General features: G+C 67.4%; 19 protein-coding genes and 1 riboswitch. Of the genes, 5 read left to right on the forward strand and 14 right to left on the reverse strand.

What is annotated here, in order from left to right:
* Window positions 1-142 precede the first annotated feature (142 nt).
* A riboswitch (glycine riboswitch) is annotated at window positions 143-240 on the reverse strand.
* 110 nt (window positions 241-350) lie between these two features.
* Window positions 351-1,322, forward strand: a complete 972-nt coding sequence (locus H2037_RS07765; protein ID WP_292119930.1) for a class 1 fructose-bisphosphatase — start codon at window positions 351-353, stop codon at window positions 1,320-1,322.
* Window positions 1,322-1,963: a nicotinamidase gene (locus tag H2037_RS07770; protein ID WP_292119932.1), complete on the forward strand. Its 642-nt coding sequence runs from the start codon at window positions 1,322-1,324 to the stop codon at window positions 1,961-1,963. The genes H2037_RS07765 and H2037_RS07770 overlap by 1 nt, the downstream gene beginning before the upstream one ends.
* On the opposite strand, the gene H2037_RS07775 is transcribed toward H2037_RS07770, so the two are convergent.
* From H2037_RS07775 to xseA, 8 genes are all read right to left on the reverse strand, one after another.
* Window positions 1,954-3,267: a type VI secretion protein ImpB gene (locus H2037_RS07775; RefSeq protein WP_292119935.1), complete on the reverse strand. Its 1,314-nt coding sequence runs from the start codon at window positions 3,265-3,267 to the stop codon at window positions 1,954-1,956. The genes H2037_RS07770 and H2037_RS07775 overlap by 10 nt on opposite strands.
* A 60-nt stretch (window positions 3,268-3,327) precedes the next feature.
* On the reverse strand, window positions 3,328-4,338 hold the full coding sequence (locus H2037_RS07780) for an adenosine deaminase (RefSeq protein ID WP_292119937.1): 1,011 nt from the start codon (window positions 4,336-4,338) through the stop codon (window positions 3,328-3,330).
* 22 nt (window positions 4,339-4,360) lie between these two features.
* Window positions 4,361-5,176 (reverse strand): NYN domain-containing protein, encoded by an 816-nt coding sequence (locus H2037_RS07785; RefSeq protein WP_292119940.1) that lies wholly within the window; start codon window positions 5,174-5,176, stop codon window positions 4,361-4,363.
* Between the two features lie 80 nt (window positions 5,177-5,256).
* On the reverse strand, window positions 5,257-7,059 hold the full coding sequence (argS, locus tag H2037_RS07790) for an arginine--tRNA ligase (RefSeq protein WP_292119942.1): 1,803 nt from the start codon (window positions 7,057-7,059) through the stop codon (window positions 5,257-5,259).
* Window positions 7,060-7,737, reverse strand: a complete 678-nt coding sequence (locus H2037_RS07795; RefSeq protein ID WP_292119945.1) for a Tat pathway signal sequence domain protein — start codon at window positions 7,735-7,737, stop codon at window positions 7,060-7,062.
* Window positions 7,738-7,801: 64 nt separating this feature from the next.
* The gene (locus H2037_RS07800) at window positions 7,802-8,368 is read right to left on the reverse strand and encodes a DUF3035 domain-containing protein (RefSeq protein WP_292119948.1); all 567 of its coding nucleotides are present in this window, start codon (window positions 8,366-8,368) and stop codon (window positions 7,802-7,804) included.
* 72 nt (window positions 8,369-8,440) lie between these two features.
* The gene (lspA, locus tag H2037_RS07805; protein ID WP_292119951.1) at window positions 8,441-8,968 is read right to left on the reverse strand and encodes a signal peptidase II; all 528 of its coding nucleotides are present in this window, start codon (window positions 8,966-8,968) and stop codon (window positions 8,441-8,443) included.
* 57 nt (window positions 8,969-9,025) lie between these two features.
* Entirely contained in the window at window positions 9,026-10,501 is a 1,476-nt protein-coding gene (gene xseA, locus H2037_RS07810; protein ID WP_292119954.1) for an exodeoxyribonuclease VII large subunit, read from the reverse strand.
* 64 nt (window positions 10,502-10,565) lie between these two features.
* On the opposite strand from xseA, the gene H2037_RS07815 reads away from it, so the two are divergent.
* A complete protein-coding gene (locus tag H2037_RS07815) occupies window positions 10,566-10,727 on the forward strand; it encodes a hypothetical protein (protein ID WP_292119956.1) in 162 nt (53 codons plus the stop codon).
* A 67-nt stretch (window positions 10,728-10,794) separates the two neighbouring features.
* Window positions 10,795-12,069, forward strand: coding sequence for a phosphoribosylamine--glycine ligase (purD, locus tag H2037_RS07820; RefSeq protein ID WP_292119959.1), 1,275 nt, complete (start codon window positions 10,795-10,797; stop codon window positions 12,067-12,069).
* Between the two features lie 18 nt (window positions 12,070-12,087).
* On the opposite strand, the gene H2037_RS07825 is transcribed toward purD, so the two are convergent.
* Together H2037_RS07825 and H2037_RS07830 are read right to left on the reverse strand one after the other, a co-directional pair.
* Window positions 12,088-13,566 carry a hypothetical protein gene (locus H2037_RS07825; RefSeq protein WP_292119962.1) on the reverse strand — a complete coding sequence of 493 codons (1,479 nt, stop codon included), beginning with the start codon at window positions 13,564-13,566 and terminating at the stop codon, window positions 12,088-12,090.
* 216 nt (window positions 13,567-13,782) lie between these two features.
* Entirely contained in the window at window positions 13,783-14,472 is a 690-nt protein-coding gene (locus tag H2037_RS07830) for a murein L,D-transpeptidase catalytic domain-containing protein (protein ID WP_292119965.1), read from the reverse strand.
* A 114-nt stretch (window positions 14,473-14,586) separates the two neighbouring features.
* Here H2037_RS07830 and H2037_RS07835 point away from each other — a divergent pair, with 114 nt between their 5' ends.
* On the forward strand, window positions 14,587-15,912 hold the full coding sequence (locus H2037_RS07835; protein WP_292119968.1) for an amidohydrolase family protein: 1,326 nt from the start codon (window positions 14,587-14,589) through the stop codon (window positions 15,910-15,912).
* Here the strand turns inward: H2037_RS07835 and lpxK are convergent.
* The 4 genes from lpxK to H2037_RS07855 are packed head-to-tail and all read right to left on the reverse strand — an operon-like array spanning window position 15,897 to window position 20,744.
* Window positions 15,897-16,928 carry a tetraacyldisaccharide 4'-kinase gene (lpxK, locus tag H2037_RS07840; RefSeq protein ID WP_292119971.1) on the reverse strand — a complete coding sequence of 344 codons (1,032 nt, stop codon included), beginning with the start codon at window positions 16,926-16,928 and terminating at the stop codon, window positions 15,897-15,899. The genes H2037_RS07835 and lpxK overlap by 16 nt on opposite strands.
* Window positions 16,925-18,229, reverse strand: a complete 1,305-nt coding sequence (locus H2037_RS07845) for a 3-deoxy-D-manno-octulosonic acid transferase (RefSeq protein WP_292119973.1) — start codon at window positions 18,227-18,229, stop codon at window positions 16,925-16,927. The genes lpxK and H2037_RS07845 overlap by 4 nt, the downstream gene beginning before the upstream one ends.
* Window positions 18,226-18,909 (reverse strand): lysophospholipid acyltransferase family protein, encoded by a 684-nt coding sequence (locus H2037_RS07850; protein ID WP_292119975.1) that lies wholly within the window; start codon window positions 18,907-18,909, stop codon window positions 18,226-18,228. Before H2037_RS07850 ends, H2037_RS07845 begins: the two co-directional genes overlap by 4 nt.
* Window positions 18,906-20,744, reverse strand: a complete 1,839-nt coding sequence (locus H2037_RS07855; RefSeq protein WP_292119979.1) for an ABC transporter ATP-binding protein — start codon at window positions 20,742-20,744, stop codon at window positions 18,906-18,908. The genes H2037_RS07850 and H2037_RS07855 overlap by 4 nt, the downstream gene beginning before the upstream one ends.
* Between the last annotated feature and the right edge of the window lie 79 nt (window positions 20,745-20,823).

Raw genomic sequence — 20,823 nt, forward strand, 5'->3', positions numbered from 1 at the left:
TTCAGGCTTTCGCGGTCGCGTGTTGTGGCGGAGCTCCGCCGTCCTCGCGCCCCCGCTGTCCTGAAGCCTGAGAGATTCCGGCGCCGATACCTGGCGCCTTGCTCCGTCGGCGCGCCCATCAAGAGCGGCTTTCCAGCGTCCGTATGCTGTCGCGGTCCGTTTGCCTGAGCGTTTCCGGGGCGGTTGCGCCTTCGGCGTCGGGGCCGGCTTACTGGTCCCGAACTCTCCCGCGAGAGCATCCGACCTAAGCCACCGACTCCGGTCGCAAGTCAAGCGTCGCAAGGCCTTGCCCCACGCCTTGGGGGCAGCCAAGAGTGGGCGACACGCCTTTAATGCACCGGAACGACCGCATGACCGCCGACCGCACCCGCCTCGACGCCCATATCGCCGCCCTGGATGTTCCCGAGGGCCTGAAGGCGGTCCTGACGGTTGTGGCCGCGACCTGCGCCCGGATCAGCGACGTCGTCGCGGGCGGCGCCCTGGCAGGCGCTCTGGGGGCCTCGGGTCAAATCAATGTCCAGGACGAGGAGCAGAAGAAGCTCGACGTCATGACCAACGACATGCTGACCGACGCCCTGTTGGCCAGCCCCGCCGTCGCCGGCGTGGCGTCGGAGGAGATGGACGAGGTTCAGCCGGCCTCGAACCCGGCCGGTGAATATCTGGTCCTGTTCGACCCGCTGGACGGTTCGTCCAACATCGACATCAATGCGATGGTGGGCACCATCGTCTCGGTGCTGAAGTCCGCCACGCCTTCGCCGACCGAGGCCGACTTCATGCAGCCGGGCCGCGATCAGGTCGCCGCCCTTTATGCGCTGTACGGCCCCCAGACCATGCTGGTCCTGACGACCGGCGCCGGGGTGAAGGGTTTCACCCTGTCGAACGACGGGGACTGGATGCTTACCCACGACGACATCGCCATCTCGCCGGACACCAAGGAGTTCGCGATCAACATGTCGAACCTGCGCCACTGGTCCGAGCCGGTGCAGACCTACGTCGGCGACCTGCTGAAGGGTGACGAAGGCCCGCGCGGCAAGAACTTCAACATGCGCTGGGTCGCGGCCATGGTCGCCGACGTTCACCGCATCCTGATGCGCGGCGGCGTCTTCCTCTATCCGTGGGACAAGCGCGAGCCCAACAAGCCAGGCAAGCTGCGCCTGATGTACGAGGGCAATCCGATGGCCTTCCTGGTCGAACAGGCCGGGGGCAAGGCGACGACGGACGGGGTGCAGCCCATTCTGGACGTCCAGCCTGAGCATCTGCATCAACGTATCCCGGTGGCTCTGGGCTCGGCCAACGAGGTCGACGCCTACGCGAGCGTCTGATGAAGATCGCGCCTGCCGACGCCCTACTGGTCATCGATCCGCAGAACGATTTCTGCGAGGGCGGCGCCCTCGCCGTTTCGGGCGGGGCGGCGATCATGCCGCTGATCAACCGGCTGGCGGAACGGTTCGACCGGGTGATCCTGACCCAGGACTGGCACACGCCGGACCAGATCAGTTTCGCCTCCAACCACCCCGGCGCCGCGCCCTTCACCGAGATCGACGTCGCCTACGGCCGCCAGATGCTGTGGCCGGACCACTGCCTGCAAGGCTCGACCGGCGCGGACTTCCATGCGGACGTCGCGCCGACGGTGCAAAAGGCGCTGGCGGTGATCCGCAAGGGCTACAACCCGGCGGTTGATTCCTATTCCGGCTTCTTCGAGAACGACCATCGGACGCCGACGGGTCTGGCCGGCATGTTACGCGACCTGGGCGTGACCCGCGTCTTCCTGGCGGGCCTTGCCTTCGACTACTGCGTCCGCTTCACTGCCGAGGGCGCGGTGCGTGAAGGCTTCGAGGCGGTGGTGATTTCAGACGCCAGCCGGGCCATAGCGCCCCAGACCGAGGCCGCGGCGCGGGAGAACTTCCGGGCGCTGGGGGTGGCGGAGATCGAGGCTTTGGCCCTGCTGAGCGCTCATTCGTAGAAGTCTTCCGCATCCGGGATGCGGGTGAAGGCGATCTTGGCGCCGATATAGTCCGGCAGGCCCACCGAGGGACCTATGCTGACGGTGTCCTTTCCATAGCGGCGATTGAGCGAATCCAGCGCGTGGGACAGCCGCAGCGAGGGCGCCTGGCCGCCCTGATCCGGACCGAGGTCGAACAACTCCGTCTCGAACGCATCGCGCGATTTCAGGCCGTGGACGCCGACGCCGACATAGCTGAGGCGCCCCGCCTCAAGCTCGGGCTCGACCTTGCGCCACAGACCGTCCAGCGCGATCAAAAGGGCGAAGGTGTCCTGGGTCGGGGGGACGGCGCAACTCAGGCCCGCGGTCTCCCAGCCACGCCCGGCGCCTTTCGGGCTTCCCTTTGGTCCCATGTCCAGGTGCAGGCTGATCCCGGCCCCGGTCAGGCCCATCCGCCGCAGACGGGCCCCGCATTTAACCAACAGGCGCCGCGCCACGGCCCGCGCCTTTTCAGGGTTCCGCATGGGCTGGGCCAGCACGTGGCTATGGCTGATGGAGGCGGGTGGTTTGGTCGGCGTCGGCTCGCTGTCCAGTCCGTGCAGACCGCGCCAGATGCGTTCCCCCTCGATACTGTTCCAGATGGCTCGGGCCTGTCTGGAACTCAGGGACCAAAGGCCGGCGGTGTCGATGACGCCCGCCGCCGCCAGCCGCGCCTGCATCCGGGAGCCTATGCCCGGATATCTGGACAAAGGCAGGTCCAGAAGCGGGCCGGGGAGTTCATGGGCCCTCAGGATGGTCAGACCGTTCGGCTTCTGCATGCCGCAGGCGGTCTTGGCCAGAAAGCGCGACGGCGCCAGACCAATCGACGAGCGCAGACATTGTCCGACGTTCTCGCGGATGCCGGCCTGTATTTTCCGCGCCAGGGCGGTGGCGTTCGCCTCCCGCCGCTCGGGCCCGATCAGTTCGCACGAACATTCGTCGATGGAGCCGATCTTCCACACCGGCACATGGCGGTCGATCTCGGCTATGATCCTCTTGTGAACCTGGACATAGAGGTCCGGTCGGGCTTCGGCGACGATCAGGCCGGGGCACAGTTCGCGAGCTTCCGACACCCGCATGCCCGTGCGAACGCCGAAGGCCTTGCTTTCATAGCTGGCGGCGATGGCCCCGGTGTATTCGCTCGGCGCCGGCCGGACGATGACCGGACGGCCCCGCCAGTCCGGGTTCATCTCCTGCTCGACGCTGGCGAAGAAGGCGTTCAGGTCGATGAACAGCCAGCGCAGGCCCGCAGCGTCGTCATGGGCCTGATTTTCCACCTGTTCCATGCTGAGAACATAGCAAGAACATCATGCAGTGGAAAGACGAGGCGGATGGACGGTGCGGCGTCAGTTCGCCGCCGCGTAGGCCTCCACCTCGGCGATCCGCTTGGCCTTATCCGCCTCGCCCAGGAACGAGCCCTCGAAACTGTTCCGGGCCATCTGCGTGACCTGCTCCCGCGTCAGGCCGACCGCCGCCGCCAGCCGGCTGTAGTTGTCGTTCACATAGCCGCCGAAATAGGACGGGTCGTCCGAGTTCAGGGTCACGTGCAGGCCCCGGCGCAGCATCTCGGGCACGGGGTGGTTCTTCAGGTCGTCGACCACGCACAGTTTCAGGTTCGACAGGGGACAGACGGTCAGGGTCATCTGTTCCCGGACCAGGCGTTCGATCAGGGCCTCGTCCTCCATCGAGCGATTGCCGTGGTCCATCCGGTCGATGTGCAGCAGGTCCAGCGCCTCGTGCACATAGGCTGGCGGGCCTTCTTCACCCGCATGGGCGCACAGTTTCAGGCCCAGATCGCGGGCGGCGGCGAAGACGCGCTGGAACTTTGACGGCGGATGGCCGACCTCCGACGAATCCAGACCTACGCCGATGAAATGATGCAGATAGGGTTTGGCCGCCTCCAGCGTCGCGAAGGCTTCTTCCTCGGTCAGATGGCGAAGGAAGCTGAGGATCAGGCCGCTCGACACGCCCAACTCCGCCTCGGCCCGGTCCATCCCCGCGATCAGCCCCTCGACCACCACGCCGAAGGCCACGCCCCGGTCGGTATGGGTCTGGGGATCGAAGAAGATCTCGGCGTGGCGGACGTTGTCGGCTGCCGCGCGCTGGAAATAGGCGAAGGCCAGATCCTCGAAATCCTGGCGGGTCAGCAGGACGGCCGCCCCGGCGTAATAGATGTCGAGGAAGTCCTGCAGGTTCGAGAAGTCATAGGCCGCCCGCACCCCCTCGACGCTGTCGTAGGGAATGGAGACGCCGTTGCGCCGCGCCAGTTCGAACATCAGTTCCGGCTCCAGCGAGCCCTCGATGTGGAGGTGCAATTCGGCCTTGGGCAGGCCGGCGATATAGACGTCGAGCGACATGAACGATCCTTCGGGAGAAGGCTCAATTCGACACCACCAGGGTCAGATGTCCAGCCCTGGTCTCATGGAGCGAGGGCGCCGGGCGGGTCGACGGGCCCGGCGGGGGATGATCCGGTGGCGGGGGCAGGGACGGCGCCGCGCTCCAGGCCAGAGGACGTTCGACCCAGCCGGCCGCCGTCTTCAGGCGATCGGGCAACATCGACTGGGCCAGCAGACTGGGTCCGATCCCGACCAGTTCGTCGGTCCAGTGGGCGATCTGGCGATTATGGACGCGGCCGGGCGGGGCGACGCTGACGATCCTCTTGTGAGGATAGCCTTCGCGCACGAAGCGCGCCGTCGCGGCGTGATCCCCATCGGTGGTCAGTAGATAGGCCGTATCGAACCGGTTCGCCGCGACGTCGGCCGCCACCGCCAGCGCCAGATTGACGTCGCTCTGCTTTTCCGTCGCCGAGCTCCAGCCGTGGCCGCAACGGCGACAGTGTTCCGGATGAACGACGAAATGGCCCATCAAACAACGCACCTTGCGGGCCCGCAGCGCCGCCTCGTAACGGAACAGGGCCTCCATCCGCGCCTTGCCCTGGGGGCGATGGGCGCTGACCCAGACGACCGAGACCAGCCGCTCCATGGGATCGACCAGTCCTCGCCCCAGGGCCTGGAGATCCAGCCATAGCCATTCCCGTCGCTGATCCAGCAGGGCGTGGAACAGGTTGAAGCCGTCGACATAGAGGATGGCGCGCCGCTTCAGGAAGGGCGGTGTAAGATCACCGGGGCCGAAGCCGCGAAGCGCGCCGTCCGCCATGCGGATCCGCCCGTGATGCTGACCGTGGGGTTTCCCCATCCGCCGCCGCTCCCTGTCCCAGTAAAGGTTAATCAGAGGAGCGAAGCGGAGTCCGCGTCTTTCAGGTCACAGAACGCCGGTCACATCCGTTCCGGCGTGTCGATGCCCAGAAGATTGAGGGCCGTCTCCAGCTGGCTCAGGGCCGCCGCCGACAGGGCTAGGCGCGAAGCCCGCGTCGCGTCGTCCGGCGCGACCAGCACAGGGCAGGCGGCGTAGAATTTGGAGAAGGACTGGGCCACGCGATAGGCGTGCTCGGCCACCAGGTGCGGCATCCGCTTGTCATAGGCGTCCGACACAGCGGTCGAGAAGGCGTCCAGCGTCATCGCCAGATCGCGTTCCGCCGGTTCCGAGATGACGATCGCACCCGGTGCGGCGTCCTGTTCGGCGGCCTTGCGCAGCAGGGATTTGATGCGGACCGACTGATACAGCAGATACGGGCCGGTCTTGCCCTCGAAGCTCATGAACCGGTCGAGGTCGAAGACATAGCTGGTGGTCCGCGCGTTCGACAGGTCGGCGAACTTCAGGGCCGCGATGGCCACCTTGTGAGCGATGGCCTCGAACTCCTGCGGCGACAGGTCGTCGCCCAGCTTGGCCTCGTGCAGACGCTCACGCGCCTTGTCGGTCGCCTGGTCGATCAGGTCGCGCAGCTTCAGCACCCCGCCGGCGCGGGTCTTGAAGGGCTTGCCGTCCTGGCCGTTCATGGTGCCGAAGCCCAGATGCTCCAGCGATCCCTCGGCGGCATAGCCGGCGAGGTAGGCGGCGCGGAACACCTGTTCGAAATGCTCGGCCTGGCGTTCGTCGACGACGTACAGGGCCAGGTCCGGCGCCAGGGCCTTCTTGCGGTCCAGGATCGTGGCTAGGTCGGTGGTGCCGTACATGGCCGAACCCTCCGAGCTGATCACCAGCAGGGGCGGGGGCGAGGGCGCCTCGATCACCGAACCGTCGGGCAGCTTCTTCTTGCGCGTCTCGCCGGGGCGAGCGACGTGGACCACCTGGGCCCCGTCGTCCTCGACAAGCAGGCCGGTCGCCTTCAGGTGGGCCAGCATTTCCGGCATCTGCGGATCGGCGTCGCTCTCGCCGTTCCACAGATCGAAATCGACCGACAGATCGCCGTATTCCCGCTTCAGCGCCTCGCGGCTGACCGCTACGAAATGGGCCCACAGGGCGCGATAGCCGGGACGGCCGTTCTGCAGTTCCGCCGTCGCCTTGCGCGCGCGGTCTCGGAATGCCGGGTCTTCCTTGGCCTTGCCGGCGGCCAGCGGGTACAGCCGGTCCAGGTCCGCCAGGGTCACGGGGCTGTCGGCCGGGAAGGGCCCGTCGCCCTCGACCATGAAGGCGTCAGCCAGCCTTTCGTCGCCACAGGCGACGATCAACAGCCCCATCTGGAAGCCCCAGTCGCCGAAATGGGCGTCGCCGGTGACGTGATCGCCCCGGAACCGGAACAGCCGCTTCAGGCTCTCGCCGATGATGGCGCTGCGCAGGTGGCCGACGTGCATCGGCTTGGCCACGTTCGGGCCGCCGTAGTCGATAACCACCTTGCGCGGGTCGGTCACGGTGGCGGCCCCCGCGTGGGCGGCGTCGGCCGCGATCTCGGCGGCGCGCTCGGCCAGGACGGCGTCGGCGATCTTCAGATTGATGAAGCCCGGCCCGGCCACCTCGACCGAGGTGAAGCGTGGATCGGCAGTCAGGCGTTCAGCGATCCTGCCGGCCAGTTCTCGCGGATTGGCCTTCAACGCCTTGGCGGCGGCCAGGGCGCCGTTCGACTGGAAGTCGGCCAGGTCCGGACGGTCGGACGGGGTCACACGGGCCAGGGCGACGTCCACGCCTTCGGCGGCGAAGGCGGCGGCGACCGCTTCGCTGAGGACGGTCTTCAGATCAGCCATTTACTCGCTCGGTGCGGAGGTTTGGGCGGCCGCGCCGGCGTTGACGCGGAAGCGGCTGCCCGAGCGGTTGAACTCGGCCATTTCCGGCGTCACGTCGAAGCCGATCAGGACCTCGAAATTGCCGCCGCTGGTGTCGATGCTCGCGCGGGGGATCACGATGCTGCGTTCTTCATGGACAGCGGCGGTGCGTTGACCGTCGAAGTCCACCGGCAGGTCGAAATATTCCTTGGCCAGGATGGCGTTGTTCCGCTCGGTCACGGCGACCCAATAACGATAGGTCTTCCGCTCGCTGGTGGCCTGCTGACCACGGCCCAGTTGGAACAGGATATCCATGTCCAGGCGGATCGGATCGGCTTCGCGATATTCGCAATCAGCCGAAACACCCTCGATCTCGCCGGTATAGCCGACGTTGGCGATGGCGGCGCGGCCGTCTTCCAGTTCGACATAGCGGGCGGCGTCGTACAGCACCTTGACGAAGGGGCAGGGGCCGGCGTTGGCGCGACGGCGCAGCGGGGCGATGCGCGGCGCGCGGCTGGCCGGCGCGTTTTCGGCGCCGTCGGCCTGCTGCCCGCTGGATCCGCGATCGCGCTGACCGGGGGACATCTGCGCCTGGGCCGTAGCCGGCAGGATGGAGGCCGCGATGGAGACGGCGGCCAGAGCGGAGAGCACGCGACGCATCAAATATCTTCCGACAGCGAGAGGACCAACGCCGTGGCAGGCGTCCTTGAAGAGTTCGGCGGGTTTACAGGCCCGGCAGCTTGAAGCCGCCGCTGCGGCGCGGCGTGATGGTGATCGCCTCCTGGCCGCCGGTCAGGGCCTGCAGTCGAGCCGCTTCGGTCGAGGCGTCGATGGTCTTCTGACCTTCGGCCGTCTGACGCACGGTCGGGGCCTGGCTCGCGGCGTCATCCTTGCGCCAGAACATCAGGCGGTTGGCGAAGCTCTCGTCCTTGTGGGCGATGTCGCCGAACTCGTCGTCGACGACGTAGCGGGCCAGGGGATCGGCCTGATCGGCGCCGGCTTGAGCCACCAGGGCCTGTTCGCCCGGCGTGCGGGTGATGGACTGACGCTGGCCCAGCAGGATCTGGCGGGCGGCGCTTTCGGGGGCCAGTTCCTGAGGGCGCGGTTGACCGGGCGCCGGCGGGCGCAGGCCGTACTCGGGCGGCACGCTGAGGGGGGCGGTGGACACGGTGACGAACTCGTCCGGCACGACCTTGGTCAGGCCGACGCCTTGCCTGAGGCTGCCACAGGCCGACACGGCGAGCGCGGCGGAGGCGGCGAGGGTCAGGACGGCGAAACTGCGAATACGCATGGGTTCAGGCTCGACTCGGCTGATGCACGAAACGCCTCTGCGGGCGTTATTGGCATAGTGAAGACGGGGTGATTACGACTTTTCGGGGGCCGCGCCAACCTTGGCGGCTCTGTCGGACAGGAAGCTGTCGATAATCAGCAGGACGACCCCGATGGTGATGGCGCTGTCGGCGATGTTGAAGACCCACGGGAAAACCCCCGTGCCGGAGAAGTCGATGAAATCGACGACATAGCCGAAACGGATCCGGTCGATCACATTCCCGAGCGCGCCGCCCATGACGAAGCCGATGGCGGTGATCAGCAGACGACGGTCCGACCGCGTCGCCCACCAGGCCAGCGCCGCCGAGACGATGATAGAGAAGATGGTCAGTCCCCAGCGCGCGCCGCCGCCGCCGAACAGGCCGAAGCTGACGCCTGTGTTCTGGACGAAGGTGAAGCGCAGGATCGGCGGCGCCACCTCGGCGAAGACATAGCCCAGCGGGATCTGGCTGACGGAGGCGACGTCGGGAAGGCCTAGGATCCAGGCCTTGGTCAGCTGGTCCAGCACGATGATCAGGAGGGCGATGCCGTAGGCGGCGAAGGCGATGCGGGGGATCTTCATGCGGCGGCGGTTAGCAGGAAGCGGCGCGGGGGCGAAGCGGAAAACGGGCGGAGGCGGTCAGAACAGGTCGCCCTGTCCCGGCGCGGGCGGTCTGACCTTCGGCGCCGGCTTGGCCGGAACGGGGGGCGCGGGCCGTGCCGATCCTTCGCCGCCGTCGATGGTCGCGTCCCGCGCGCCGTCGCCGAACACCAGCCGGACGGCCTGGCCCGCCTGCAGCGTCGCCGCCGAGGTGATCCAGGCGCCTTCGGGGTTCTCGACTCGTGCGAAGCCGGGTTTGGGCCGGCCGGGGTCCAGGGTCGCCAGCGCCCGCGCCAGGGCGTTCAGCCGATCCCGGTCGCGGGTCAGCCGACGCTCGACCGTCGGGGCGAACCGCGCGGCGACGGCGGACAGCCGGTCGCCGCGTCGCTCCACGGCTCGATCCAGCAGACCGCGCCCTAGCCGCCCGCCGACGCCGGCCAGCCGACGCTCATGCACCGCGACATTCCGCTGCAGTCCAGATCCGAGCCGGCTGGACACATGGTCCAGCCTCTGCTGCGCCAGGGCCAGCAGATCCTCCGGCCGCGCCGGCAGGCCGCGCGCCACCGCGCGCAGCCGGGTGCGCCGGTCCTCGATCAGCCGCCCGCCCGCCTGCACCATCCGCCTGTCCATGTCGGCGACGGCGTAGCGCAGGTCCGCCAGCACTGGCGTCGCCATCTCGGCCGCGCCAGTGGGCGTCGGGGCGCGCCGGTCGGAGACGAAGTCGATCAGGGTCGTATCCGTCTCGTGGCCGACGGCCGAGATGATCGGAATCCGGGCCGCCGCCACCGTGCGGGCCAGACCCTCGTCGTTGAAGCACCACAGGTCCTCGACCGACCCGCCCCCGCGCGCGACGATCAGGAGATCTGGACGGGGGATCGGGCCGTCGGACCTCATCGCATCGAAGCCGCGAATGGCGTTCGAAACCTGGCCGCACGCCGCCTCGCCCTGGACGACCACCGGCCAGACGATGACTCGGCAGGGCCAGCGTTCGGCGATCCGGTGCAGCACGTCGCGGATGACGGCGCCGGTCGGGCTGGTGATCACGCCGATCGTGGCGGGGAAGGCGGGCAGGGGCTTCTTGCGCCCCGATTCGAACAGGCCCTCGTCGCGCAGCTTGACCTTCAGCCGTTCCAACTGGGCCAGCAGGGCGCCGGCGCCGGCCGCCTCCATGCTCTCGATGACGATCTGGTATGACGAGCGCGCGGGATAGGAGGTGATCTTGCCGGTGACGATGACTTCCAGACCGGCCTCGGGCTGGACGCCCAGGCCCCGCACCGAACCCTTCCAGATCACCCCGTCGATGGCCGACTTGTCGTCCTTCAGCGTCAGATAGACATGGCCCGAGGCGTGGCGGTTCACCTTGGACACCTCGCCGCGCAGCCGCACATGGCCGAACCGCTCCTCCAGCGTCCGCTTCAGGGCGAAGGACAGTTCCGAGATCGACAGGGGCGGATTGTTGTCGCGCGCGGCGGGGGCCTCGACCGGGCCTTCGAACACATAGGAGTCGTCGCTCATCGCTCTATCCTAGCCTGCGTCGATCCGCGCGGGAACGGCCTCGATGCGGCGCCGTTCGCCTTTCATGCCTGCCGATCCCAGAGGAACCGACCCTGATCAGCGCGATCCCCGCGAGCGCGACCTGATGCGCCGTAGCGGCGCGGGCGGGGCCATGAACCCATGGCTGATCATCGGCGTGATCCTGTTGCTGGGGCTTGGCGTCTATGTAGTCTCGGCCCTTTTGTGAGCGGACCGGCGCATTAAGCCGCAGGGACGCTTGACCGGTCGCGACGACGCCGTCATTGCCCGGTCTCATGATTATTCTTCTCGTCGGATCGGGCGGGCGCGAACACGCCCTGGCCTGGAAGATCGCCCAGTCGCCGCTGGTCACGCGGCTCGTCGCCGCGCCCGGCAATCCCGGAATCGAGAAACTGTGCGAGCTGCGTCCGGTCAAGGCGGACGACGCGGAGAGTCTGACCGCCCTGGCGCGCGAGATCAAGGCGGACCTGGTCGTGGTCGGGCCGGAAGTCGCCCTGGCCGCCGGTCTCGCCGACCGTCTGGCCGCCGCGGGCATCCCCTGTTTCGGCCCCACCGCCAAGGCGGCCCAGCTGGAGGTCTCCAAGGCCTTCTCCAAGGCCTTTCTGGAGCGGCATGAAATCCCCACCGCCGGTTACGGCGTCTATGACACGGTCAAGGACGCCAAGGGCGCTCTGGACGTCTTCAAGCCTCCCTATGTGATCAAGGCCGACGGCCTGGCCGCCGGCAAGGGCGTCGCCATCAGCCCGGATCGCAACGACGCCGAGGCCGAGATCGAGCGGATGCTGGGCGGCCGGTTCGGCGCGGCCGGCGCGCGCGTCGTCATCGAGGAGTTCATGGACGGCGAGGAGGGTTCCCTCTTTGCCCTATGCGACGGCAAACAGGCCCTGCTGTTCGGCGGGGCCCAGGACCACAAGCGCGCCTTCGACGGCGACATCGGTCCCAATACCGGCGGCATGGGCGCCTATTCCCCCGCGCCCGTCTTCACCCCCGACCTCGTCCAGCAGGCCGACGAACGGATCGTCCAGCCGACCATCCGCAAGATGGCCGAGGAGGGCGCGCCGTATCGCGGCGTTCTCTATGCGGGCCTGATGGCGACGGCCGACGGTCCCAAGGTCGTCGAGTTCAACGCCCGGTTCGGCGACCCCGAATGCCAGGTGCTGATGATGCGGATGGCGGGGGACATCGTCCCCTATCTGCTGGGCTGCGCGCGTGGCGACGTCTCGGGCCTGCCTTCGCCGGCTTTCAAGCCCCAGACGGTTATCTGCGTGGTCATGGCGGCCAAGGGCTATCCGGACAGTCCGCTGGAAGGCTCGATCATCCGCGGCGTCGATCAGGATTTCGGCCCGCACGTCCAGGTCTTCCACGCCGGCACCCGACGTCGCGAAGACGGCCTGCTGTGCGCCGCCGGAGGGCGCGTCCTGAACGTCTGCGCCGAGGGCGACGACATCGCCCAGGCCCGAGAGCGCGCCTATGCGGCCATCAGGATGATCGACTGGCCAGGCGGCTTCAACCGCACCGACATCGGCTGGCGGGCGCTGGACCGGGGGTAGAGCCCAGCGCCCTTCGCTTCAGGCGACCAGACTGTCCGCGCCCCAGGCGTTCCAGCCACCGTCGGCGATCAGTTCCTCGCCCACAGAGACGCTGGCGTAGGCAAGCTGAGGAACCACGGCCATGTCGTTCACGTGGGTCAAGTCGATGTCGAGATGGTCGATGGTCAACGAGCCCGCCCCCGACTGAACCTCGGCGCCCAGTTCGACCGAAGCGAGGAACTCATCCTCGGACATGATGCCCAGACCGATCATGTAGTCGAACATGGCGTCGAGATCGATTTGCCCGGCTTTGAGATCGCTGTCCAACACAAAGGCTGTATAGGTGCCAGAGTGATACACGCTGGCCGAGAAGTCGTCGGTCACATAGCGGCCAACCAACTCCCCGAAAGGTGCGAAGTCGCCTTTGTGGACCCAGATCATCACTTCATTGGTCAGAGTAGAGGCGCCGCCGCCCTCCACGCTGGTGAGCCAGATATCGAAGGCGACATTAAAGCCCCCTGTGTTGCCGGTGTAATCGACCGAATAGTCGAGGATCAGATCTCCAATGTCCGACACCTTAACTGGGAAGACGGCGCTGACGTCTGTCGATTTCTGTCCGCCGCTCATCGGAGCCGGCCCGAAGATGATCTCCGGGAAAGCCTTGATGTTTGTGAAGGTCTCGGTCGTGAAGGGGAATGACCACTGGAAGGTGACGTCGGCGTTGGGCGCCCCAGGTGTGTAGGTGCTGGCGATCGTGTAGTCGACGCCTTGTACCATTTTGCCTGGGTTCCAAACGTTGTTCAGAACATACCAGCCATCATGAATATATACTTTGGAGGCGCCATTGAGGAGTTGTTCCCCCGGATCCGCGACAAGGGGATCCATCTTCAAGGTAAAATCAAATGCAGAAAGCGAGGACAAGGTGACGTTGGCTATTACCAGTTTCTCGCCATTGGCCAAGTTCAGTTGAACGTCAGAGCCAACTTGAACCGCGATTGATTTTACCTGCGCAAAGTTGGTGATCCCGTATCCGGTCAACTGAATGGCGTCAAAACCAGCCTTAAAGCCGTAGATCTTGTCCCAGCCATTGCCTGCTTGGATTTGGAACAGGTCAGCGCCGGCTCCGCTGACGAGTACGTCATTGCCGCCCTTGCCGTTCAAGACCGCCGACCGGCTGCCCGCAGTAATGATATTGTCCAGGCTGTTGCCGATACCTGAAGTCGAGCCGTATCCAGCAAGTGTGAGGTTCTCGACATTGGACGATAGAGTGGTGGCGCCGAGCAGATAGCTGACCACGGTGTCGATACCGCTGCTTGCATTCTCGACTACGGTGGAGCCTACGGTCCAGAGATGATAGGTGTCGTCGCCAAGTCCACCTTTGAGCGTGTCTTTGCCGGAATCGTACATCCAGTCGTTTAGACTGGTGCCGTTCAGAGTTTCGGAGCCGGCCTTTCCGCCGATCCATTTCTGTGGCGCTCCCGACACCGTCAGGGTTTTTGCTTTAGCGTTGATGTACATGCTTCACCTCCCGATAAGGCACATTTGCGCCCCGGGAGATAATATTTCGTCTCTATGGATGTTTAATGCAGTATTATCTATCAATTTTGGAAGTGAAAAAGGTTGTTGTTTCTGCAGCTGCGAGACGTGTGTACGATTTCTGACAATAAAACACTGATCTTCGTCGAGGCGTTATTGTTTTCGCGTCGAAGGTGTAAGTAGTTGTACTGGTGTGGATCAGGCCCAGGCGAACAGCAGCCGGCCTTCGCCCATCCGTTCGCGCAGCCCTGGCAGGTCGGTATGCGCCACCGAGAAACAGCCGTAGCTGCGGCCCAGCTTGCCTTCGCGCGCTAGGAAATCCGGGTCGGCGTAGTCGGCGCCATGGATGATGATGGCCCGCTCGCGCGCCTTGTCGTTGGAGTATTCCAGCCCGTCCAGCAGGACGTTCGGCCCCTGCTGACGGCCCCAGTTGGCCCCGGCGGTGGCGTAGGCGCCGACCGAGGACATGTTCGAATCCGGCGTGTTGGAAAAGCGCTCGGCGTAGCCGGAGTGGCTGGGGTCCGAACCCCGGCCGTGACAGGTGCGCAGCACCTTGACGTCGCCCCCGACCAGATCGACCTCGTACAGCCGTTCTTCCCCCGAGAATTTCTTGAAATCGACCAGATACATGCGGTCGCGTAGAGGGATTTTGCGGTGGTGGACGTCCAAGGCGGCCATCGCCCGTTCCATCAGTTCCTTTCGGACATGACCCTGCGGGTCGAGCGGCGGCGGGGTGACGCTGACGGTCTGCACGACCGGCGCCGGCGTCGGCGCCACGACCGGTGCGACCGTCGAGGCGGTCGTCAGCGGCGCTCTGCCTCCGGCGCTGGCGCAACCAGCCAGCATGGCCGATCCGCCCAGAATAAGGCCTCGTCTCGAAAGCCGCATGCGACGCCCTCGTTGCGGTTTGTTCTTGAGCCGTGTTTGTTTCAAATGGTTACGGGCGAGGCAACCTGAGCCTTGTGGGGCATTTTTGCGGCCGAGACGTCGCGGGAGGATTCGATGAAGCTTTTGGGGCTGGCGATGGCGGCGCTGATGGCGACGACCACGGCTGCGTCGGCGCAGCAAACCCCCGCTGGGGCAGGGGTTTCTCCGGCGACGACGACGACGTTCGTCGAAGCTGGGCGGCTGCTGGCCGATCCGGCGAGCGGCGTTGTGCAGCGCGGTAAAACTCTCGTGATCAGAGGGAACCAAGTCGTTGAAGTGCGCGACGGCTTCGTCGGCGACGCCTCGATGGGCAAGATTGTGGACCTTCGCGACTCCTTCGTCCTGCCCGGTCTCCTCGACAGCCATGTCCATCTGACGAGCCAGCAGAACCCCAATTCACGGCTTGAGGTGGTGACCCAGTCAGACGCGGCCAAGGCCATGGTCGGCGCCCGCTATGCGCGCCGCACCCTGATGGCCGGCTTCACCACGGTCGCCGATCTGGGCGCCAGCAACCAGGCTATTTTCGCTCTGCGCGACGCGGTGAAGAGCGGAGACGTGCCCGGTCCACGCATTATCGCGGCGGGGTCCTCCGTTTCCATTCACGGAGGCCATGGCGACGCCAACGGTTTCCGGGACGACGTCCTGCACCTGCTGTCGCCGGAAAGCGTCTGTTCGGGCGTCGAGGACTGCATGCGGGCGGTGCGGACCCAGGTCCGCTCCGGCGCCGACATCATCAAGATCAACGCGACGGGCGGCGTCCTGTCCAACACCTCCGCAGGTCTGGCCCAGCAATTCACGAATCCCGAGCTGGCGGCCATCGTCGCAAGCGCCCACCGCATGGGCCGTCAGGTCACGGCGCATGCCCACGGCGTGGACGGGATCAACGCCTTCCTGCAGGCGGGCGGGGATTCCATCGAACACGGCACCTATCTGGACGACCAGTCGATCCGACTGTTCAAACAGAACGGCGCCTGGCTGGTGCCGACCCTGCTGGCTGGGGACTTCGTGGCCCGGATCGCCTCGGGACCGAACAACTTCTTCACCCCGGCCCAGACCGCCAAGGCGCTGGAGGCCGGACCGAAGATGCTGGACATGGCGCGGCGCGCCCATGAGGGCGGCGTGAAGATCGCCTTCGGAACCGACTCCGGGGTCTCGGCCCACGGCGACAACGCCCAGGAGTTCGCGCTTCTGGTCCGCGCCGGTCTGACCCCGCTGGAGGCGATCCAGGCCGCCACCGTCGGCGCCGCCGAACATCTGCGTATCTCGAATGAGGCCGGGCGGATCGCGCCGGGCATGCCGGCCGACATCGTCGCCGTGACGGGCGATCCGCTGACCGACGTCACCGAACTGGAGCGGATGAGGTTCGTGATGAAGGGCGGGGTGGTCTACCGCGCCGACTGAAGCCGGTCCGTCCCGATCTTCTCGGCAAGGAAGGCGGCGAAAGCCGGCTCAACCTCGAACCGGGCGACGACCGGCCAGGCCGTCACGCGGGTCCGTTGATCGGGCGTCAGCCGCACCCAGTCCTTTTCCGTCGTCACCAGGCCGGCGTCGTAGATCGCCGCCCGGTCCTGCAGGAACTTGAGATCCTCGGGTCGGTAGGCCGCATGGTCGGGGAAGGGAACGAAATCGACCAGGTCGCAGCCCGCCGACTTCAGCGAGCGTTCGACTTTCCACGGTTTGGCGATACCGGCGAACCCGACCTGCGGCCCCGTCGGCGGCGCGCCTTCGGGCGTCAGCCGGGCGACGAAGACGGGCAGGTCGCCGAAGACCGCCAGCAGTTCGGGATCGGCCGTCTCGACATCGGTCGGCAGCATCACCACCACGGCGTCGGCGCGGGCCAGGCCGGCCTTCAACGGTTCGCGCATCGGACCGGACGGAAAGACCGAACCATCCCCGAACGGCCATTCGTCGCCGCGGGTCTCGCCGTCCACGACGATCAGGCTGACGCTCTTCCTCAGGGCCGGGTTCTGGTGCCCGTCGTCCAGCACCAGGGCCTGCGCCCCTCGCGCCGCCGCTGCTCGGGCCCCGGCGACTCGGTCGCGGGAAATCCAGGCGGGGGCGCCCTGCGCCAGCATCAGGGGTTCGTCGCCGACATCCGCCGCCGTGTGGACTGACGGATCGACGCGGACTGGACCTTCCAGCCGGCCGCCATAGCCGCGCGACAGACCCTGGGCCTCGATCCCCGCCGCCCGCAGCAGGCGCAGCACCTCGCGCGTCACCGGGGTCTTGCCCGATCCGCCGACGGTCAGATTGCCGACCGAGATCACCGCGCAGCCCGGATCGACCGGAATGGTCCGCGCGATCTTCCGGGCCGTGACCCCGGCCCAGATCCAGCCCAGCGGCTTCAGCAGGCTGCGGGTGACACGGGCATGGTCGCGGTCGCGCACATACCACCAGCGAGGAGTGTTCAGCTTCATCGCCCAGACCTAGCCATGGCCCGCGCGGGGGGTGTCAGCGGCGACAGGAAGGTCCACAGCCGGTCCAGATCACCGCCCGCCTCGGCCGCGGCGCGACGGGCGCGCTCGCCCATGGCCTTGGCCGCCGACGGATCGGCCAGCAGCGGCGCGATGGCGTCGGCCAGATCCCACGGCGCCTGTACCAGGATCAGACCGCCGGCCTGGGACAGGGCCGAGGTGACGGCGGCCCAGTTGGAGGCGTCAGGCCCGGTGATCGTCGGCCGCGCCAGACGCGCAGGCTCCAACGGATTATGCCCCCCGACCGGCCCCAGCCCCAGGGCCGGCGCGAACGAGCCGCCCATAACCACCACATCGGCCAGGCGCAAAAACAGGCCCATCTCGTTCAGGGTGTCGGCCAGATAGACGTCGGTGTCGCGCCCGATGGTCTCGCCCCGCGACCGCATGGCGAAGGCCACGCCCTCGCGCTGGAGGGCCGTCGCGATCTGCGGCCCGCGCTCCGGGTGACGCGGCAGCAGGATCAGACAGGCGCGCTCGGCCAGCTTGTCTAGGGCGCGGACGATGGCGATCTCTTCGCCCTCATGAGTGCTTGCGGCGACCACGACGGGCCGGTCGCCGATCGCTGCGCTCAGACGGCTGAAGGCGGCGGTGTCATGAGGCAGGGGATCGCCCGCCAGCTTCAGATTGACCAGGCCGTCGATGTGGGCGCCCAGTCGTTCCAGCCGTTCCGCCGAGGCCGCGTCCTGCGGCAGGACCAGATCGAACGCCTCCATCACCGCTCGCGCCGAGGCCGGAAACCGCGCCCAGCCGTCGACGGTCTTTTCGGTGATCCGCGCGCTGACCAGGGCCAGTTTCACTCCGCGCCGATGCGCCTCCAGCAGCATATTGGGCCAAAGTTCGCTTTCGACGAAGATGGCCAGGCCGGGCCGCCAGTGATCCAGGAACCGCGCGACCACGCCTGGCCCGTCCACTGGAGCGTACTGGTGGATCACACCCTTGGGCAGGCGGTCGGCCAGGATTCGCGCAGAGGTCACGGTGCCCGACGTCACCAGCACCGTCAGGTCCGGCCGTGTCTTCACGAACCGCTCGACCAGGGGCAACAGGGACAGGGTCTCGCCGACGCTGACGCCGTGCAGCCAGACTAGGTCGCCGTCCGGGCGTTCGACGCCGGCGAACCCCATCCGTTCATCGACGCGAACCGGGTCTTCCTTGCCCTTGGCGGCGCGGGCATCCAGCAGACGCGGCGCCAGGGGCTCCAGGGCGCGGGTCAGCAGCCGATAGGCCAGCAGGGGCAGGGGCTTCACGACTTCAGGCCCGTGATCGCATCGGCGCGCGCCTCGACGGCGTTCAGCCGCTCGGCCCAGTCCAGCCGCACATGGTCCAGGTCGTCGCCGGTCGGATAGTCGGCCACGTCCCAGACGATGGCCCCCCGGCCGAAGGGCAGGGGAATGACGGCCCGGTCCCAGCTGTTCAGCCGGATGGCCGGATTGCACGACATGCCGATGAACAGGGTCGGAACCTTCGAAATCTTGGCCATCATCGGCAGGCCCTCGGCCATCTGGCGCGCCGGACCGCGCGGCCCGTCGGGCGTGATGGCCAGGGCGCCGTCCTTCAACTGACGCAGACCGGCCCGCAGGGCCTGGGCGCCCCCCTTGTCGCGGTCGGCCTTGTCCTTGTTCGACGATGACCCCCGGATGGCCGGGAAACCCTGAAGCGCGACGGCCTTGGCGATGAACTGACCGTCGGCGGACAGCGAGATCAGGGCCTTGGCCGGCTGGGCCCGGTCCAGCGGCCAACTGGCGGGCGCCAGGCTGATGCGCGAATGCCAGAAGGCGCACAGGACGCCGCCGCCCCTGGCCCAGACATCCTCCGCCACCGTCTGGTTCTCATGGGTCCAGCGGATGGTGGCGATGCAGAACCGCATCCACTGGGCGAGGATGAAGGACAGGGCCGCCTGGACAGCCGGTATGCGCAGCGGTCTCACGCGACGGACTCGACCGACGGAGCGCCGCCGTCCAGCGACTGCTGGCGGGCCAGGCGCGCATAGAGGCCGCCCCGGGCTACCAGGGCCTCGTGCGAGCCCTGCTCGACCACCCGTCCGGCCTCGATCACATAGATGCGGTCGGCGTTGCGCACGGTCGACAGGCGGTGGGCGATCATCAGGGTGGCGCGGCCCTGCATCAACCGCTCCAGCGCCGCCTGGACCAGGGCCTCGCTCTCGGTGTCCAAGGCGCTGGTGGCCTCGTCCAGCAGCAGGATGGGGGCGTCCTTGACGAAGGCGCGGGCGATGGCGATCCGCTGGCGCTGCCCGCCCGACAGGCGCAGCCCCGCCTCGCCCGCGCGGGTGTCGTACCCCTCGGGCAGGGCGGTGATGAAGTCATGGGCGGCAGCCGAACGGGCCGCATCCTCGATCTGGGCCTGCGTCGCGCCCGGCCGGCCATACGCGATATTGGCGGCGATGGTGTCGTCGAACAGGAAGGGCTCCTGCGTCACCAGGGCGATATGGTCGCGCAGGTCGTTGATCCGCAGCGACCGCACGTCGGCGCCGTTGATCGTCACCGCCCCGCCGGTCACGTCGTAGAAGCGCGGCAAAAGGCTCAGGATCGTGCTCTTGCCGCCGCCCGACGGACCGACCAGGGCCACCGTCTCGCCCGGCGCGACCCGCAGGGACACTCCGTCCAGCGTCGGCGCCACGCCCTGTGCGGCGGGGGCATAGGCGAACGACACCTGGTCCAGCACCACCTCGACCGGCCCGGCGGCCAGGGGCGCGGCATCGGTCGCCTCGCGGATCTCCGGCTCGATGTCCAGGGCGCCGAACAGGCGCCGCGCCGCGGTGAAGCCCTCCGCCATCACCGTGGCCAGATTGGTCACCTGGCGCAGGGCCTGACCGGCGGCCAGCAGCATGCCGATGAAGGCGGCGAACCCGCCCACCGTCATCTCGCCCGACTGCGACCGCCACCCGGCATAGGCCATCACCGCCGCCACCACGACATAGGCGACCATGTCGCTGGACGGACCGGCGAAGGCGCGGGCGTTGGCTCCCTTGATGACGTGGCGCTGGCGACGGGCCACCACCTCGGCGACCCGGTCCTGCTCGGCCGCCTCGCGGTTCTCGATCTTGATCAGCCGGACCCCGTCCAGATTCTCCATCAGGGCGGTGGACAGGTTCTCGGTCTCGGCCATGGCCCCGCGCGCCGCCTTGCGGGTCTTGCGCCCGAACCGGCGCAGCACCAGGGCCACCAGGGGCACGCCCAGCAGCACGACCATGGTCAACTGCCAGTCGATGAACCCCATATAGATCAGCACCGCGATCAGGGTCAGCAGGTTCTGGGTGTAGTTGACCACGCCCGAGGTGAAGGCCTCGCGCACCATGTTCGCGTCGAACAGGACCGACGAGACGAAGCCGCCCGAATGCTGGCTGCGAAGCCGAGCCAGGTCAGCGCGGATCATGGCTCCGAACAGACGGACCTGGATGTCGCCGACGATGGTATGGCCCAGCCGGTTGACGAGGGCCGCCTGGCCAATCGCCGCCAGGGTCCGCAGCACGGCGACGGTCAGAATAGCGGTCGGGATCCAGATGATCGCCCGGTCGGGAGGAAAGCGGATCAGGCCAAACAGGCTGATCGGTTCGGTCCCGCCCAGGAACAGGCCGTTCACCGCCGGCTCCAGCAGTTTCAGCAGGGCGGCGGTCAGCAGGCCCGTGGCGGCCGCGCACAGCACCGACAGGATCAGCGATCCCTTGTGCCGGGACAGATAGTCCCGCCAGATCCGCGCCAGCAGGGCGCGCAAGGGCATGGTCTCGGAGGCGGGCGCGGTCATCGGCTCTCGGTCGGACGGCTTGCGATCCAAGTCAAGCCGACACAGGTGACGCGGCGGCTCAGTATCGCTATCTGGCGGC

Origin of the sequence: Brevundimonas sp. (genome assembly GCF_013912065.1) — a bacterium.
GTDB lineage: Bacteria > Pseudomonadota > Alphaproteobacteria > Caulobacterales > Caulobacteraceae > Brevundimonas.

What these genes read in the sequence shown, in the direction of transcription:
- H2037_RS07825 (WP_292119962.1), bottom strand. Translation starts at nt 13,566, where the DNA reads ATGTACATCAACGCTAAAGCAAAAACCCTGACGGTGTCGGGAGCGCCA.
- H2037_RS07855 (WP_292119979.1), bottom strand. Translation starts at nt 20,744, where the DNA reads ATGACCGCGCCCGCCTCCGAGACCATGCCCTTGCGCGCCCTGCTGGCG.
- H2037_RS07765 (WP_292119930.1), top strand. Translation starts at nt 351, where the DNA reads ATGACCGCCGACCGCACCCGCCTCGACGCCCATATCGCCGCCCTGGAT.
- H2037_RS07815 (WP_292119956.1), top strand. Translation starts at nt 10,566, where the DNA reads ATGCCTGCCGATCCCAGAGGAACCGACCCTGATCAGCGCGATCCCCGC.
- H2037_RS07795 (WP_292119945.1), bottom strand. Translation starts at nt 7,737, where the DNA reads ATGCGTCGCGTGCTCTCCGCTCTGGCCGCCGTCTCCATCGCGGCCTCC.
- H2037_RS07835 (WP_292119968.1), top strand. Translation starts at nt 14,587, where the DNA reads ATGAAGCTTTTGGGGCTGGCGATGGCGGCGCTGATGGCGACGACCACG.
- H2037_RS07770 (WP_292119932.1), top strand. Translation starts at nt 1,322, where the DNA reads ATGAAGATCGCGCCTGCCGACGCCCTACTGGTCATCGATCCGCAGAAC.
- H2037_RS07780 (WP_292119937.1), bottom strand. Translation starts at nt 4,338, where the DNA reads ATGTCGCTCGACGTCTATATCGCCGGCCTGCCCAAGGCCGAATTGCAC.
- H2037_RS07775 (WP_292119935.1), bottom strand. Translation starts at nt 3,267, where the DNA reads ATGGAACAGGTGGAAAATCAGGCCCATGACGACGCTGCGGGCCTGCGC.
- lpxK (WP_292119971.1), bottom strand. Translation starts at nt 16,928, where the DNA reads ATGAAGCTGAACACTCCTCGCTGGTGGTATGTGCGCGACCGCGACCAT.
- purD (WP_292119959.1), top strand. Translation starts at nt 10,795, where the DNA reads ATGATTATTCTTCTCGTCGGATCGGGCGGGCGCGAACACGCCCTGGCC.
- H2037_RS07830 (WP_292119965.1), bottom strand. Translation starts at nt 14,472, where the DNA reads ATGCGGCTTTCGAGACGAGGCCTTATTCTGGGCGGATCGGCCATGCTG.
- H2037_RS07785 (WP_292119940.1), bottom strand. Translation starts at nt 5,176, where the DNA reads ATGGGGAAACCCCACGGTCAGCATCACGGGCGGATCCGCATGGCGGAC.
- argS (WP_292119942.1), bottom strand. Translation starts at nt 7,059, where the DNA reads ATGGCTGATCTGAAGACCGTCCTCAGCGAAGCGGTCGCCGCCGCCTTC.
- lspA (WP_292119951.1), bottom strand. Translation starts at nt 8,968, where the DNA reads ATGAAGATCCCCCGCATCGCCTTCGCCGCCTACGGCATCGCCCTCCTG.
- xseA (WP_292119954.1), bottom strand. Translation starts at nt 10,501, where the DNA reads ATGAGCGACGACTCCTATGTGTTCGAAGGCCCGGTCGAGGCCCCCGCC.
- H2037_RS07800 (WP_292119948.1), bottom strand. Translation starts at nt 8,368, where the DNA reads ATGCGTATTCGCAGTTTCGCCGTCCTGACCCTCGCCGCCTCCGCCGCG.